The 15,878-nt window shown below is 63.4% G+C and carries 13 protein-coding genes; 5 read left to right on the top strand and 8 right to left on the bottom strand.

All coding sequences use genetic code 11. The features are described 5' to 3' along the window. Window positions 1-97 precede the first annotated feature (97 nt). On the top strand, window positions 98-994 hold the full coding sequence (locus P3T18_RS03825; protein WP_429298573.1) for an oxidoreductase: 897 nt from the start codon (window positions 98-100) through the stop codon (window positions 992-994). Between the two features lie 70 nt (window positions 995-1,064). On the opposite strand, the gene P3T18_RS03820 is transcribed toward P3T18_RS03825, so the two are convergent. Together P3T18_RS03820 and P3T18_RS03815 are read right to left on the bottom strand one after the other, a co-directional pair. Further along, window positions 1,065-2,492: an aldehyde dehydrogenase family protein gene (locus P3T18_RS03820; protein WP_429298572.1), complete on the bottom strand. Its 1,428-nt coding sequence runs from the start codon at window positions 2,490-2,492 to the stop codon at window positions 1,065-1,067. 190 nt (window positions 2,493-2,682) lie between these two features. Continuing rightward, complete coding sequence (locus P3T18_RS03815; RefSeq protein ID WP_429298571.1) at window positions 2,683-3,846, bottom strand: helix-turn-helix transcriptional regulator; 1,164 nt, start codon at window positions 3,844-3,846, stop codon at window positions 2,683-2,685. 265 nt (window positions 3,847-4,111) lie between these two features. Here P3T18_RS03815 and P3T18_RS03810 point away from each other — a divergent pair, with 265 nt between their 5' ends. After that, window positions 4,112-5,452 (top strand): UbiD family decarboxylase, encoded by a 1,341-nt coding sequence (locus P3T18_RS03810; protein ID WP_429298570.1) that lies wholly within the window; start codon window positions 4,112-4,114, stop codon window positions 5,450-5,452. Beyond that, window positions 5,449-6,084, top strand: coding sequence for a UbiX family flavin prenyltransferase (locus tag P3T18_RS03805; protein ID WP_429298569.1), 636 nt, complete (start codon window positions 5,449-5,451; stop codon window positions 6,082-6,084). The genes P3T18_RS03810 and P3T18_RS03805 overlap by 4 nt, the downstream gene beginning before the upstream one ends. A gap of 136 nt (window positions 6,085-6,220) precedes the next feature. Here the strand turns inward: P3T18_RS03805 and P3T18_RS03800 are convergent, their stop codons facing one another. From P3T18_RS03800 to P3T18_RS03775, 6 genes are all read right to left on the bottom strand, one after another. Next, window positions 6,221-7,138 carry an ABC transporter permease gene (locus tag P3T18_RS03800; RefSeq protein WP_429298568.1) on the bottom strand — a complete coding sequence of 306 codons (918 nt, stop codon included), beginning with the start codon at window positions 7,136-7,138 and terminating at the stop codon, window positions 6,221-6,223. Next, window positions 7,135-7,917 (bottom strand): ABC transporter ATP-binding protein, encoded by a 783-nt coding sequence (locus P3T18_RS03795; RefSeq protein ID WP_429299034.1) that lies wholly within the window; start codon window positions 7,915-7,917, stop codon window positions 7,135-7,137. The genes P3T18_RS03800 and P3T18_RS03795 overlap by 4 nt, the downstream gene beginning before the upstream one ends. A 50-nt stretch (window positions 7,918-7,967) precedes the next feature. After that, window positions 7,968-8,999: an ABC transporter substrate-binding protein gene (locus P3T18_RS03790; RefSeq protein WP_429298567.1), complete on the bottom strand. Its 1,032-nt coding sequence runs from the start codon at window positions 8,997-8,999 to the stop codon at window positions 7,968-7,970. A 111-nt stretch (window positions 9,000-9,110) separates the two neighbouring features. After that, window positions 9,111-10,496, bottom strand: a complete 1,386-nt coding sequence (locus P3T18_RS03785) for a protoporphyrinogen/coproporphyrinogen oxidase (protein ID WP_429298566.1) — start codon at window positions 10,494-10,496, stop codon at window positions 9,111-9,113. 57 nt (window positions 10,497-10,553) lie between these two features. Continuing rightward, window positions 10,554-12,287: a thiamine pyrophosphate-dependent enzyme gene (locus tag P3T18_RS03780; protein ID WP_429298565.1), complete on the bottom strand. Its 1,734-nt coding sequence runs from the start codon at window positions 12,285-12,287 to the stop codon at window positions 10,554-10,556. Between the two features lie 153 nt (window positions 12,288-12,440). Further along, a complete protein-coding gene (locus tag P3T18_RS03775; protein WP_429298564.1) occupies window positions 12,441-13,592 on the bottom strand; it encodes a porin in 1,152 nt (383 codons plus the stop codon). 451 nt (window positions 13,593-14,043) lie between these two features. Here P3T18_RS03775 and P3T18_RS03770 point away from each other — a divergent pair, with 451 nt between their 5' ends. Together P3T18_RS03770 and P3T18_RS03765 are read left to right on the top strand one after the other, a co-directional pair. Continuing rightward, the gene (locus tag P3T18_RS03770) at window positions 14,044-15,078 is read left to right on the top strand and encodes an ABC transporter substrate-binding protein (protein WP_429298563.1); all 1,035 of its coding nucleotides are present in this window, start codon (window positions 14,044-14,046) and stop codon (window positions 15,076-15,078) included. A 3-nt stretch (window positions 15,079-15,081) separates the two neighbouring features. Further along, window positions 15,082-15,858 carry an aspartate/glutamate racemase family protein gene (locus P3T18_RS03765; RefSeq protein ID WP_429298562.1) on the top strand — a complete coding sequence of 259 codons (777 nt, stop codon included), beginning with the start codon at window positions 15,082-15,084 and terminating at the stop codon, window positions 15,856-15,858. The last annotated feature ends 20 nt before the right edge of the window (window positions 15,859-15,878 follow it).

Genomic DNA, 15,878 nt, shown 5'->3' with positions numbered 1-15,878 from the left:
GAGTCGGGCACCCGACGTGTCCGTTGATTTCATCGGCGCTCACGTCAGCAGCGTACGAAACACTGAATCACCCAATGATAACGAGGACGATACGGTCATGACGAAATCTGAATATCCAACCGTCGCCGTCGTTGGGCCGGGAGCAATCGGCACGACCCTGGCGGCAGCGCTCCACGAGGCTGGCCGTACGCCGACGGTGTGCGGCCGCACGGCCCACGCGCGTCTCGAACTACGCTTCGACGGCGGTCAAATCGTCGTACCCGGACCGGTGCAAACCGATCCGGCCGAGATCAAAGATACCGTCGACCTCGTTCTCGTTGCAGTCAAGACGACACAGGTGGAAGCGGCAGCTCAGTGGTTGTCTGCGTTGTGCAATGACAGAACCGTCGTTTGCATGCTGCAAAACGGCGTCGAGCAGAAAGCGCTCGTCACGCCCTACTTGTCCGGCAATCCGGTGCTGCCCTCGGTGGTATGGTTTCCCGCTCAACGCGAACCGGATGCCTCGGTGTGGCTGCGCGGCAAGCCGCGTCTCACGTTACCGGACACGCCGGGCACAGACCTGGTGCTGGCCGCGCTACGGGGCACACGATGTTCCGTCGACGTCGCGGCGGATTTCAAGTCCGTCGCATGGCGCAAACTTTTGCAGAATGCCGTCGCAGGTTTGATGGTGCTGACAGGTCGCCGCGCCGGCATGTTCTCCCGGTCCGACATCACCACGCTGTCGCTCGCCTATCTGCGCGAATGTCTCGAAGTGGCACGAGCGGAAGGCGCGACATTGAGCGACGACGTCCCGCAAGAAATCATCGCCGGACTTCATGCCTCGCCGCCCGACCTGGGCACGTCCATCCTCGCCGACCGGCAAGGCGGACGCCCGCTCGAATGGGACAGCCGGAATGGCGTCGTGCAGCGATACGGTCGCTTACACGGCATCGCCACGCCAATCAGCGATATGGTCGTGCCGCTTCTGGCTGCCGCCAGCGACGGACCGGGTTGAGGGGTGCTGCACCAAAGCCACCCGGCCAGAGCAAACCTCGCCCCAGCCAGGCCGCTTCAAGCTCAACGCCCTACGCTTCCGATTCAGCCAGCTTATCCAGCGAAGCGACCGCACCTTCGTTCGCCAGCAACGCGCGCTTGCGGACATAACGCATGATGCTCGTCGCGCCATAACGCGAGCCACCCATGCCGGACTTCTTGAACGCTGTCTTCTCGCCGTCGAACATCATGACGCGCGGCAGTTCGGTATCGTTGATGCTGACGCCGCCGGCTTCCATCTTCGTCGCGAAGTCGCCGGCGGTGTGCGTGTCGGGACCGAATACCGCGCCGCTCAGTCCAAACGCGGAATCGTTCATCAGATGCTCGGCTTCGATGTCGTCGCTGAAACGCATGACCGGCACGATTGGGCCGAACGTCTCTTCGGTCATCAGCGTCATCGTGTGATCGACGTTCGTCACGATGGTCGGGTCCAGCCACAGCGCGCCGTCGCTGCGTTCGCTCTTGCCACCGAGCACGATGGACGCGCCCTTGCTGACGGCGTCGTCCAGTTGCGCATCGATAATCGCCGCCTGCCGGTCGAAAATCATCGGGCCGTAATGGCCGCCGTCGCCCGCCGAATGGCTGCGCTTCAACGCGGCGGCCTGCTTGCAAAGTTCGGCGACCAGCGCGTCGTACAAGGAATCGTGCGCATAGACGCGTTCGATCGCGTAGCAAACCTGTCCCGAGTTATACAGTGCGCTGCGCAAAATGCTCGTCGCTGCACGCTCGACGTCGGAGCCGGCGAGCACGACCGCGGCGTCCTTGCCGCCGAGTTCGAGGAAGGCCGGAATGAACGCTTGCGCCGCTGCGCTCGCAATCTTCTGACCGGTCGGCACGCTGCCCGTGAACACAACGGCATCCGTTTGCGCGACGATCGCAGCGCCCGTCTCGGCGCCGCCGGTCACGAGCGTGATGATGTGCGCGAGTTCAGGCACGGCGGCGATGGTCCGGCGCAACGGTTCGATAAAACGCGGCGTGATTTCACTCGGTTTGATGATGACGGCGGCGCCCGCCACCAGCGCGGGAATCGCGTCGATGAACGACAGCACCAGCGGGAAATTCCACGGGCTGATCACGCCAACCACCGGATACGCCGCATACGTCACCTTGAAGACGATGTCCGGATGCGCGTCGAGTTTGCGAAACGGCGTGGCGAGCACGCTCGGTGCATGTTCGCAAAAGCCGTGGATGAAGTGGATCACTGCGCCGAGTTCTTCGGCCGAAATGCGGTGGCGCGCGGTATCGACCGACAGCGCCGCGACCACGTCGGCGCCATTCTTCTCGAGCTCATCGGCCCATGCGAGCAGCACTTTCGTACGATGCGCGAGACCGCCTTGCGCCCAGGCTTGCTGCGCGTCGCGCGCAGCCGACACGGAAGCGCGAATCTGCGCCGGGTCCATGTCGTCGATCTGATAATCAAGCTCGCCGGTGCGAGGGTTGCGAACTGCGATAGACGTCATCGTGTTTCCTTTCGTTGCGTGGTATTGCCCGCGAAAAGCGGGTCATCTGGACATCGCGGGCCGTGCTTGAAAACACGACCTGTCTGACGATGACCGATGCTAGCAACGCAAAAGAAACGCGAACATCATGTGCCGGCTGATCCAGCCGAATTCCTAAATCAAAATGCGTCGTGCGAATCAGGCGCGCACATTAACGCTGCTCGGGCGTCGCTTTGTCGGCGTTTTCGCTGCCGGCTTGTCGCGCGATTTCGCGCAGACGGTCACCACCAGTCGACGCGCCGGCTTCTGGTCGCACAACCGGGCTGCGGTCGATCGGACTCGCGAGACGACGCGCATCTTTCGGCGCAAAACCGAAGTAGTCGCGGAACGCGGCAGTAAAACTGGTCTGATGCTGATACCCCACGGCGAGCGCAACCTGTCCGACCGGCTGACGTTCGTCGACGAGCAGATTCAACGCATGATTCATGCGACAGCGGTGTCCGTAGTCGAAAATCGTCATGCCGTAGAGAAACTTGAAGCCGCGTTTCAGCTTGGACGCATTGGTGCCCACCACGCGCGCCAGTTCCGGAATGGTCGGCGCGCGCCGCAAATCTTCGACGATCATTTCGCGCGCTTTTTCGATGAGGCGCAAATCGCGGGCCGACAAGGTTTCGCCGGGTTTATCGGCATTCAGATGCGCAAGCCACATTTCGATGCACGCACACAGAATCTCGGTGCATTTGCCTTCGAGATACAGCATCTGACGCGCACCACGATACGGCGACGCGAGCAGTTGTTCGGCGATGTGCAACGCCTCGACGCTGAACGGCATCTGCCGGTTATAGATCTGATCGAAGCCGATGGCCGCCAGCTCGGTGCGGATTCGATCGGCCTCGCCGCCGAGCGAACGCAATAGCCGGTCGAAATAGCGTTGCGTCACGTAAAGGCCGACCGACTGCCACGGTCCCGGACCGCACGTGACCTGATAGCGCACGTCCGCGCCTTGCCGGCATACCAGCAGATTGGGCGCGTTCACCTGCAGATTGCCGGTGTCCGAGAAATCGACGCTCGCCGGACCCGACAGCGAGAAGTGAAATTCGACGAACGACTCGGGCAGCACGCTTTCCGAACGACTATGCGCGTAATTGCAATCCGATACCACGATGAAGATTTCGTCGCGAATACTGGCCATGCGCCACGCGCCCTCTTCCGCATCGCCCGGAACCGGCACGACCGCGCCGTACAGGCCGAATTCCGGCACGCTGATGCAGTCCGGTCGCGTGCGCAACGCGTCGAATGCTTCGGTGAGCCGCGACTGCGGACCGGCAAGCGAAGTACGGAAAAGACCCAGCGGCGGTGCGGATTGCGGCGGCATATCGAACTCCAAAGCCAAGTGAACTGGCGAACTGACTGTGCGACCGGAAGCATCGCTGACACCGCCATTATTCCCCCGCCAAAATAAGCCTGGCCCCTGGTGGCTTCCCGAGGTCAGCGCTGAAATGCGACGCATCGCGCACAAAAAATCGTTTTGCCTAGATCGACGTACCGATCGCTCATGGCCCCCCGAATTGGCGCAGGTATAAGTAGCCCACATGCGGCATGGGCCGCAAAGAGCTATCACCGACGAGATCGACCCCAAGATGAGACATTACCTTTCCCGGCTGCGCGCGCGCGGCGAACTGCTGAGCGTGACGCGTGAAGTGGACCCGCGTCATGAAGTGGCCGCCGTGGCGCGCCGTCTGCAGCAGGAAACCACACGCCCCGTACTGTTCGAAAACGTACGCGGTAGCCGTTTGCCCGTGCTGCTCAACCTCTATACCGACCACGACCGTCTGCGCGAAATCATCCGCTGCGAAGAGGACGAAACGTTCTGCGCGCGACTCACGCGCGAGATTTCGCTGTCGGCCCAACTCGACACGCCCGTAGAGCGCGTCGCGCAGCCCGCGGACTGGGTCACCGGCAAGCTGTCCGATCTGCCCATCCTGACGCACCACGAACGCGACGGCGCGCCCTACATCACCGCCGGGGTCTTTCTTGCCAAAGACCCCGACACAGGCCGCAGCAATCTGTCGTTCCACCGTTCGATGGTGGTGTCGGACGACGAGTTGCGTATTCGTCTGGGCAGCAGTCACGACCTCGCGCAATTCCAGCTGCGCGCCGAGGCGCGCGGCGAAGCGCTCGAAGCGGTCATCCTGCTCGGTGCCGATCCCGAGATTTTCATGAGCGCGTGCGTATCGCTGCCGCCGGACGGCGACGAACTGGCGCTGGCCGCCACGATGCGCGGCGGTCCGATTGCCGTGCGCCCTGCGTTCACCGTCGATCTCGACGTGCCGGTGTCGGCGGAGATCGTCATTGAAGGACGTATTCTGCCGAACGTGAAGCGGCCGGAAGGTCCGTTCGGCGAGTTCATGGGCTACTACGTCGAGGTGGGCGATAACCACGTGTTCGAAGTCACGCACGTCGGCTGGCGCGAAGGCGCGGTCTATCAGGGCCTCATTTGCGGCTCCGACGAAGATCTGCGCCCGCTCGAAGCGGCGACCGCTGCGCGCATCTACAAGGCCATCACCGGGCAGGTGCGCGGCGTACTCGACGTGAGTTGCCGTCCAACGGTTATGAACACCGTCATCAAGCTCGACAAACAATACGAAGGACATGCCCAGCACGCGCTGCTGGCCGCGCTGGGATCGCATCTCGACTACAACAAGCTGGTGATCGTCGTCGACAAGGACGTCGATATCTACAACATGGACGAAGTGATGTGGGCGTTCCTCACTCGCGGCCGCGCCGACACCCGCACGATGGTCGTGCACGACGTGCCCGGCTTTTACCGCGATCCGCACAAGGACCATTGGGGCCGCCTCGCGCTCGACGCCACGAAACCGTGGGGACGTGAAGCCGAATTCGAACGCAAGTCGATTCCGGGCGTGCAGCAGATCGTGCTCGACGACTACCTGCCGCATTTTTCGCGGACCGCGCCATGAACGCGGGCGGTGTCACGAACGCGCACGAAATCGTAGCGCGGACGAGGCCGGCGCGCGTCGTCGTGGCGATCACCGGCGCGACCGGTGCGATCTACGGTGTGCGTCTGCTCGAAGCGCTGCGCGCGTGCGGTGCGATCACGCATCTGGTCGTCTCGCGCGCGGGCTGGATGACGCTCGCCGACGAGACCGGTCTCGACCGCGCCGCGCTGCGCGACGCGGCGGATGTGTGCCACGACCAGAACGAGGTTGGCGCAAGCATCGCCAGCGGCTCGTTCCAGCACGACGGCATGGTGGTCGCACCGTGTTCGATGAAAACACTTGCCGCGCTCGCTCACGGTTTCGACGACAACCTCATCGCGCGTGCGGGGAGCGTCGCCCTCAAGGAGCGGCGCAAGCTCGTGCTGCTCGCGCGCGAAACGCCGTTGACACTCGCACATCTGCGCAACATGACGCTCGTGACCGAAATGGGCGCGGTCGTCATGCCGCCGCTGCCCGCGTTCTACGCCAAACCCGACAGCATCGACGCGATGGTCGACTACACAGTCATGCGGGTGCTCGACCAGTTAGGCATCGCATCGGACGCGCCCTACGCGCGCTGGCAAGGACTCGCGGCGTCGCTCGCCTCGCGTTGAATCTTCGGCGCGGTACGTCGATCGCTAAAGAGAAAACAGCGCACCAGCAAAAAGGCCCAGACATTATGTCTGGGCCTTTTGCTTTGCATCATCATTCAGGAACGCGGCGCATCGACTGCGCCGCATGTTGCTGAGATTACGCGCTGACTGTCACCGCTCGCGCCTTCTTGCCGCTACCGCCGCGCTTCTTGCGGGCCGCCATCGACAGCAACGTGAGAAGCACGAACAGCGCCGTGACGAGCTTGAGGTCCGAAGGCTGGAAGCCGATAGCCAGCACGACCGAGATCAGCTGGAAGTAGATGATCGAGCCGAGAATCGGCGCGAGTACCTGACGCAGCATCGTGCGATTGCCCACGACGGCCTCGCCGAGCAGCAACGCCGCCAGACCGTTGACGAGCACGCCGAAGCCCATGTTGACGTCGGCGAAACCCTGATTCTGTGCGAGCATCGCGCCGCCAAGCGCGGCGAACAGATTCGCGAGACCCAGTCCGACCAGCGTGTAGACCTTGACGTTGATACCCTGCGCTTTCGCCATGGACGGGCTCGAACCGATCGCGCGCATGGCGAGACCATGTTGCGTGCCGAGGAACCACAACACGCCCACGCCGATCAACGTATCGATTACTGCGAGCATCAGAATACGCGGCAGATAACCGCCGCCCGCTTCAGGCAACCACGAAAACACGCTGGAAAACGCGAACAGTGCCGAGTTCGGCTGACCCATCACGCGGATATTCACCGAATACAGCATCGACAGCACGAGAATGCCGCACAGCAGCGTATTGATCTTGGCCTTCTCGTGGATATAGCCGGTCAGCACACCCGCGACGAACCCGGCGAGCGCGCCGCCCAGCAGCGCCATGACCGGATTGAAGCCGACCATCAGCAGCTTCGCGCAGACACAGGCGCCGAACGGGAAGGCGCCCTCGCCCGTCATGTCCGAGAAGTTCAGGATGCGGAACGGAATCATGATGGCCACGGCGATCAACGCGTACGTCAATCCCTGCATCATGCCGACCGGAACGAGGCCGATAAAACCACTGATCAGATTCATGCGTTCACCGTGCGTGCCATTACCGGCTCTTCGTTGAAGGTTGCCATGAGTTTTTCCATCGTCATGGCGCGTTTCGCGTCGCCCGTCAGATCGCCGACGATGCGTCCGTCGCGCATCATCACGAGGCGATTGCCGTAGTCGAGCGCGTGCTGCATGTTGTGCGTCACCATCAAGGTGGTGAGACCGGCTTCGCGCACCACCTGCTCGGTGACGCGCATCACGATCGCCGCCGTGCGCGGATCGAGCGCCGCGGTGTGCTCGTCGAGCAGCAGCAGTTGCGGGCGTTGCAGCACGGCCATCAGCAACGAGAGCGCCTGGCGCTGGCCGCCCGAGAGCAGGGACGCCTTCGCTTTCATGCGCTTTTCTAGACCCAGATCGAACGACGCCATGCGCTCGCGGAAAGCCTCGGATTGCGCGCGCGTCAGACCGCGCCCGAAGCCGCGCTTGAGACCGCGCAGATTGGCGACCGCGAGGTTTTCTTCGAGGCTCAAGGCCGTGGCCGTGCCGATGGACGGATCCTGGAACACACGCGAGATGTACTTCGCGCGTTCGTGGGTGGGCAGCGTCGTGATCGCCGTGCCGTCGATCGTGATGACACCGGAATCGGGTATCACCTCGCCCGCGAGCATGTTCAGAAACGTCGATTTGCCTGCACCGTTGCCGCCCACCACGACGGCGAAATCGCCCGCCTGCAGTTTGAGCGACACATCGGTGAGCGCAATCCGTTCGTCGACGGTGCCGGGATGGAAAGTCTTGCTGATCTTTTCCACCGAGAGCATCGGTATATGTTTTTCACGCATGGTCATCACTTTGGCTGGCGGCTGGTCTTTCAGTCGATGAAGCATTTGCAATCCTCGAATGACTTCGGCACGCTCCGGCCGATTTTCGCAAACTGACTGCGGCTGATCTGGGTGACGTAATCGCTTTTGCCGGGCAGCATGACGGGCATCGCGCTAGTCTTTTCGCCTTTCAGCACGCGCACGGCCGCACGCGCCGCATTCGCGCCCACCGACTGCAGCGAAACCGCGTAAGAAGCCGTTGCCATGCCCTTCTTGATCGCCTCGGTTTCCGAACTGATTACCGGCACTTTCATGCGCTGCATGCTCGCCGCCACGGCGGGAATCGCCGATTGCACGAGGTTCGATCCGGTGATGTAAACGAAGCCCACGCCGTTCAGCATTTGCGCGCGCTGTGTGATGTCGTTCACGCTGTCCACGCTGACCGGCTTGAATTCGAGGCCGGCGCGTTTCGCGGCGGCTTCGAGCGCGTGGGTCGTGACGACGTCGTTGGCTTCGCCGGGGTTGTACAGCGTGCCGAACGACTTGACGCCCGGCAGCAGCTTTTTGGCGAACGCCAGCACGGCGTCGAAGTCCTGCAAATCGGAGGAGCCGTTGTAGCGGTCGCTGCCGTGCTGCCAGTTCGGCGTCAGACCGGCGGCAACCGGATCGGTGACTTCGGTGAAGATCAGCGGAATGGCCGGGTTCGTCACCGACGAACGCGCCACCTGCGAAACCGAGGTCGTGACCGTGAGAATCAGCGCGGGGTTCTTCGACAGAATCTGCGAGAACATTTGCGGCATGAGCGCCTGCGTGAAATTGGCGTCGCTATAGACGTAATTGACGTTCTTGCCGTCTACGTAGCCCTCGTGCGCCATCTCGTCCTTGAAGCCCTGAATCGTCATCGCGAGCGACGGATGCGGCCCGAGGTTGGCGATGCCGACGGTCACCGGCGTGGCGGACTGCGCGAGCGCCGCAGCCGGGGCCGCGAGCAGCCCGGACAGCGCGGCCATGGCGGCCACCGCTGCAAGGACGACGCGGCGGGTGGGCGGCGAGCGACGGGCGATGCTGGTAGAACCCTTCATTGCAGAATTTCCGTAGCGTAAGTGGGGTAGCGAATTTGTAGCATCGATCCCGTGGACGAATTTATTACGGGCCCGGCTTAAGCCGTTTCGCTAAAAGTTGGTCCGTTTTGCCTAGTTTTGGAGCCGCGACAGCACGATTTGCGCGGCCCGCTCGCCGCTCGCGCAGGCGCCCGTCAGCAGCGCCTGGGAAGTCCAGTCGCCGCAGTAGACCACCGGTGACGCGGCACGCCGCGCAGGCGCCTCCTGCCAGCGCCAGAACGCCTGCAAACGCGCGCCGTAGCCCGGCGCGAACACCGGCAGCTTGGCGGGAATCCATTGGGTCACGGCCGCGCTCACATGCCGGTCGAAATCGGCGATTCGCGCGCGCAGTTCGTCGCGCAACAAGGTATCGAGATCGCCGGTCAGGCCGCGACGCTCGGCCTCGTCGGCGGCCTCGGGCGTGAGCTGGCAATAAATCTGCGTAAGCGGCCGGCCGCTCGCGGGGGAAGCGGGCAACTGCTGGAAAGTCGAGATGCGGCTCGGCGCCCCGCGCGGCGCGAATTGCATCAGCGGCGGCAGCGGTTTCGAGAAACCGTAGTGGACAACCCCGAGTGCGTTGTAGCGCACGGCGTCCAGCATCTCGCGCTCTTCGCGCTGCGGGTTGCGCATCAGCTTGCTCGCGAGCGAGCCTTCGGTCGCGCAGACCACGTGGTCCGCCGAGAACACGGTGCCATCACGCAGCGTCACGGCAAAACGTGCGTGGTTTCCGGACTGCGCATCCGGCATCGCTTCGATGGACGCCACCGCCGCATTGGTGCGCACGTCGAGCCGCGCGGCAAGCGCATGGCACACGCCGCCCATGCCGCCTTTGAGCGTATACACGGTGTCCTCGCCCACCAGATGCGGCACGGTCGACCGGTAGAACAGCGCGGACAGCGTCTCCGGATTAAAGCTGCGAGTGGAACGGAACACCGGCTCGACCATGCTGGACAGCGCCTGCGGTCCGATGGCGTCACGCACGTATTGCGCGAGGGTCTGCTGATCGGCGGCGGGGTCGTCGGCGATCGCGCTCATCGCCCAATCCGGATCGACCCTGCCGCGTTGCGCACGCATGCGCAGCGCGTGTGTCATCAATGCGAAGCGCTCGCGCAGCGGCAGACCGGGCGTAGCGAGCGATCGGGCCGAAGGCATCAGTTCGATCGTATGGCTGCCATTCGCCGACACGCATTGCGCCGTCAGGCGACGCAACGGCACCAGCATCTCCTGTAGCGACAGGTCCGCAATCAGCCGGTTGAACGCGCTGCCGAACGGATAGACGAGACGCGCGCCGCTATTGAACGCGATATCGCCGACTCGCCGGTCGCCCATGCGTCCGCCGACCACTCCGTTTGCTTCGAGAACGGTCACCTGCAAGCCCGCCTGATGCAGGCGATAAGCGGCGGTCAGCCCGGCAATTCCGGAACCGACGACGAGTGCGCTGACAGGCTGTTTCGATACTGACGTTTCAAATGCTTTCATTGACTGCCAGATAAAAAATTAACGACACGAAGCTTAACCACACCGTTTAAAGCGGCGTCAGGCAAGCGGCTTGCCGACGGAGCGCGGTACACGCAGTTCGATCAAACGCACACCCGGCGCGGCGAGCGCGGCGTCCAGCGCGGGCGCAAAGGCGGCCGTTTCGTCGACCACCCAGCTCTTGACGCCGAATGCCGCCGCTAGCGCGGCGAAGTCGATCTGACCGAGTTCGGTGCCGGCCGTGCGCCCGAAAAGCCGTCGCTGCGCGGCGTCGATCGCACCATAGGCACGGTTGTTCACCACCAGCACGAGCAGCGAAACGCCCAGCCGCACGGCGGTTTCCAGTTCTTCCGAATGCATCATCAGGCAGCCGTCGCCGGCTATCGCGACGATCTGGCGGCCAGGCTCCAGCACCAGCGCGACGCCAATCGCGGCGGCGAGCCCGTAACCCATCGCTCCGCTTTTCGGCCCCAGTTGCGTGCCCGGCCGACGATGGCGCAAATAGCGCTGCGGCCAGATCGCATACGCGCCGGCCCCCGAGGTCACGACGGCGTCGTCTTTCAGCGCGTCATTCAGCGTGGCGTACACCACGCGCAGATCGAGCGGACCGTCGCAGCGCCCGCTCGCGATATAGGCGAGACGCGCGGCACGCAACTCACCGAGCCACTGGCGACGCGCGTTGAAGGCCTGCACGTCGCACCACGGCGACGATGGCGCGCTCGCCTCGCGCCATGCGTCGACGGCAGCGTTGGCTTCTGCCAGGATCGCCAGGTCCGCCTGATACACCGTATTCAGTTCGTTCGCATCGGCGTGGATGTGGACGAGGCGCTGCGTCCTGCTGCGTTGTTCCGTATTGGCTTCGATGAGCGCATAGCCCTTGAAGCCTTCGCCGAGCGTGTTGAGTTCGCCGAGGCGGCCGTTCAGCACGATCAGCAGATCGGCCTCGCGCACGCGTTGCGCAAGCGCCGGGTCGATGCCGATGCCGATCTCGCCGACGAACACGGCGTCGTCGTGATCCATCAGATCGCGGCGGCGGTATGTCGTCGCGACCGGTATGTGATGTTCGCGAGCCAGCGTGGTGAGCGCGTCGAGCGAGGCATGCTGCCAGCCCGTGCCGCCCGCGATGATCAGCGGACGCTGCGCCGTCTGCAACATGCCGCGCAATTGTTCGAGGTCGCCGCGCGAGATGGACGGTGCGGGCAAGCGCGGCATGACCGGCACGCGCAGTTCCGCGTGCGCGAGTGCGACGTCCTCCGGCAGCACCAGCACCACCGGGCCACGGCGTCCGCTCATCGCCACATGCCACGCGCGGGCAAACATTTCGCCGATGCGCTCGGGCGCGTCGATCTGGCCCACCCATTTCGTGAGCGGCCCGAACACGCGCTGGAAATCGTCTGGATTGAGCATGGCCTCGCGGCCGGAAATCGCCTGACTGGCCTGGCCGACGATCAGGATCATCGGCGCACTGTCCGTGAACGCCGTGTGAACCGCGAGCGTGGTATTCAACGCGCCGGGGGCGCGCGCGGCGAGGCAGATGCCCGGCTGGTCGCGCAACTGGCCGATGGCCTGAGCGGCGTAAGCCATGCCCGCTTCATGACGAAAGCTCGCCAGCGCGATCTGCGGCGCGTGGACCGCCAGCGCATCGACGATCTCGAGAATGCCCTCGCCAGGAATGAAGGTGACAGCGGGCACCCCGTACGCACCGAGCACTTCCGCCACGATCCTCGCCCCGTTCATTTGCTCTGCCGCACGGCTCTCTGCTGCCTCGGACGCGACCGCACTGACTGATTTCACTGCACCTGCTGTCTGTTCACGACTCATCTGAAGTACGACTCCTTTAACGCGACACGGCTCGCCGCGTCGGTAAACGCGGCGAGCACCGGTCTCGCTTCAACCGTGTCGGCGGCATCGCTTCATGCAACGAGCCGCCATTGCGACATACCGCTATTAGAACCGGTGAAAAATACCCGCAGTAATCGCTACCTGACGCTTCGACGACGATGCCCCGGCCGAACCGCTTGCATATTCGATATTGGCGTGTTGTGCGTCGCCGGCCGCCAACTGGAAGATACCGTCCAGGTAAAGCGCGGTGCGCTTCGACAGGAAGTAGTTGTTGATCAGCGTGAACTGGTGATATTGCGGCTTGAAATCGGTCGGCTGGATCGAACCGGTCGTGTACGTGTAGTCGAATGCGGCCTGATAATCGGGCGCGAAATAATGGCTGACGTTCGCTTCCACGTTGGTATAGCTGGCGCGGCCATGCGCGAGGCCGAGTTGCGTGACGCCCAGATCGTCATAGCGGCTATGCGTGACGACGAGGCCCACGAAGGTTTCCTTGTTGAACGCATACTGACCGCCCGCACCGTAGATCTCCATGCTCGACGGCGCGACTGCATACGAGAAAGTGGGCGATTGCGCCGAGATCGACGCGAACGACGCCGTGCTCCACAAGCCTTCGCTCGCGGCCGCAGCCGGGTGATTCATACGCATGTATGCCGCGGAAAGCTTGACCGGACCTTGCGCGTAGTTCACGCCGAAGCCCACCGCGCTCTGATTGCCGAAGCTGCCGGCCACGCCGCCGAAGCTGTACAGCACGCCGGCCTGCAGGCCGCGATACGACGGCGACACGTATTTCACCGCGTTGTTGGTGCGGAACTGGAAGTTGAAGTTGTTGTTGTCGCCCACGGTCGCCGAGTAGCCGTTCCACATCAGCGGCGACGAGTATTGCGCCAGCCAGTCTTCCGTCAGATCGTACTGGCGGCCGAACGTCAGCGAGCCATAGCGCGTGCTCGTCAGACCGACATACGCCTGGCGGCCGAATTCGCGGCTGCCTTGTGCGGCCGAACCCGTGTTCGGATTGAAACCGCCTTCGAGCACGAAGATCGTCTTCATGCCGCCGCCAAGGTCTTCGGCGCCCTTGAAGCCCCAGCGGCTCGGACCATTCGCGGTGCCGATCGACGCACCCTTGAGCGAGTTGTTGGAGTAGATCAGGCCTGACATCAGCACGCCATACAGTGTGACGCTGGAGCCCGGCGCGCTTTGCGCATTCGCGGCGGCCGCGAAGGAAAGAAGCAGAGCCGTGGTGCAGATACGTTTCATCTCGAAGGTCCGTAGAGGGGTCGGTGGTTTGCGGGAATTTCTGGTCCGTAGCGTGTTGGACGCGTCCGTCATGCGACGCGCTTGCCAATGCGAAGACTAGAAAGGGCACAAACCAGTGACAACGTCCTCAAAATAGTTAGACCCGTTTTCCTTCAATTCTGAATCGCTTCACTAGAGCGCAACCGCTAATCCGTTGCTGGTGTGCAGCGCTTTTGCTCTCTGCTGCGCGTGCCTTGCGGCGGCTGTCACCCGCAATAACACGGGACTGTTCGTGCCGTGGCGTTGCCAGAGGCTTCAAATGTTAGGCATTCGGGTCTGTTTATTTTGGCGGCGTGGGCTGCGTGGCAAGGCTCGCTCAGAATAAGACCGTCACGGCGACACAGGATGTCGTCGAAGGCTTTGATCGACACCGCTTCTTTTCTTACTTCTCCTTTTTTCAGGCAAATACGTGATGAAACTGCTCGCCGGGTGTGTTCGACGGATCGGCAAAAGCCGCAACATGACAACCGTGGTGTTATCGGCGGCGCTCGGCCTGGGCAGCCTCGTGCCCGTCGCAGCCCACGCACAGAGCGCGCCGCCCGCGCCGATCGTCGTGGGTATCGCCAACTTCGGGCCGCATCCGGCGCTCTCGCGCACCATCCAGGGCTTCAAGGACGAAATGCAGGCCCACGGTTATATCGACGACAAAAACATCCGCTACGTGTACAGCGACGCGAATTTCACACCGAGCCTGATTCCGCAGACGCTTGCGCAGATCGTCGCGCAGCATCCGTCGGTGATCCTCACCATCACGACGCCGGTTGCGCAGGCCGCCGTGCGCAATGTCAGCGATCCGGGCACGCCGCTCGTGTTCTCGCAGGTGACGGACCCGGTGAAGGCCGGCATCGTGCCAGACTGGCAGCACGGCAGCAGCCGCATCAACGGCACGTCGAGCATTACCGATTACAACGCCGTGCTCGATTTCGCCAAAAAGGTCTTTCCGAAGGCCAAAAAATTCGGCGTGCTGTACAACGCGGGCGAAGTCAACGACGTGGCCGCCGTCGCGAGTCTGAAGGAAGCCGCGGCGAAGTCGGGTCTCGAGATGGTCGCGACCTCGGCCGATTCCACCGTCGACGTGCCGCAACGCGCCGGCACGCTGCAAGGCATCGACTTTTTCTACGCGATCGGCTCCAGCCTGATCCAGTCGTCCTTGCCGGCGGTCGCGTCGGTCACCGATCATATGCACGTACCGATCCTGAGCGCTGAACACGAATTGATCCGTAAGGGCGACATCATTGCCGTGGCGTATGCGCCGTCGTACGAATCGCAAGGCGCGCACGCCGCCGACATGGCGCTGCAGATGATCAAGGGCGTCAAACCGTCGGCCATGCCGGTGTATCGCGCCGTGCCCGCCGACTATAAGGCGCTGGTCAACCGCCACAAGATGGCGGCGCTCGGTCTGCCGGTTCCCGCCGTGCTCGACGCGTGCAACTGCTTCGTCAACTGATTCATGAGCCTCCACACGCTTCCTGATTCCTCAGGCACCGGCGACGCCCGCGCGCTGCGCGCGCGACGCCGTACGATTCATGGCGTCAGCATCGGCATCCTGATGCTCGACACGGGATTCCAGCGTCTGCCGGGCGACATCGGCCACGGCGCGACGTGGCCCTTCCCCGTGCAATACGGCCTCATGAGCGGTGTCACCGGCCCACAGGTCATGGCTGCCACGAGCGGCGACGCGAAGGCCGCCGTGCCCCTGATCGAACGCTTCGTCGAAGCGGCGCAGCAACTCGTCGATCTCGGCGTGGACGGCATCACGACCAGTTGCGGTTTTCTCGTAGCGTTCCAGCAGGCGCTGGCCGAACGCTGTGCCGTGCCGGTCGCGACATCTGCGCTGCTGCAGATTCCTTCGGTGGCCACGCTGCTGCCGAAGCGCCAACGTGTGGGCATCCTGACTGCGCGCGCCGCCTCGTTGACGCCGCTTCATCTGCAGGCCGCAAACGCGCCGACGGACCTGCCGGTGGCCGGCTTGCGCGAGGACAGCCGGTTCTTCCGCAACAATCTGGACAATGCGCCCACGGTGGATTTCGACGAGCAGGCCGCTGATCTGCTCGACTGTGCAGAGCGCTTGCTGAGTGCGCATCCTGATACCGGCGCGATCGTCAGCGAGTGCAGCAATTTCGCGCCCTACTCGGCGTTGATCAGCGAGCGGTTCGGCTTGCCGGTGTTCGATATCGTGACGATGGTGGAATGGTTTCAGGCCGGGCTGCGGCCACGGCGATTCTAACCGGATGCGAAGGCCACTGC

Source organism: Paraburkholderia sp. GAS199 (assembly GCF_050436585.1).
Classification (GTDB): domain Bacteria; phylum Pseudomonadota; class Gammaproteobacteria; order Burkholderiales; family Burkholderiaceae; genus Paraburkholderia.
This window is presented reverse-complemented; position numbering and strand designations above follow the sequence as displayed.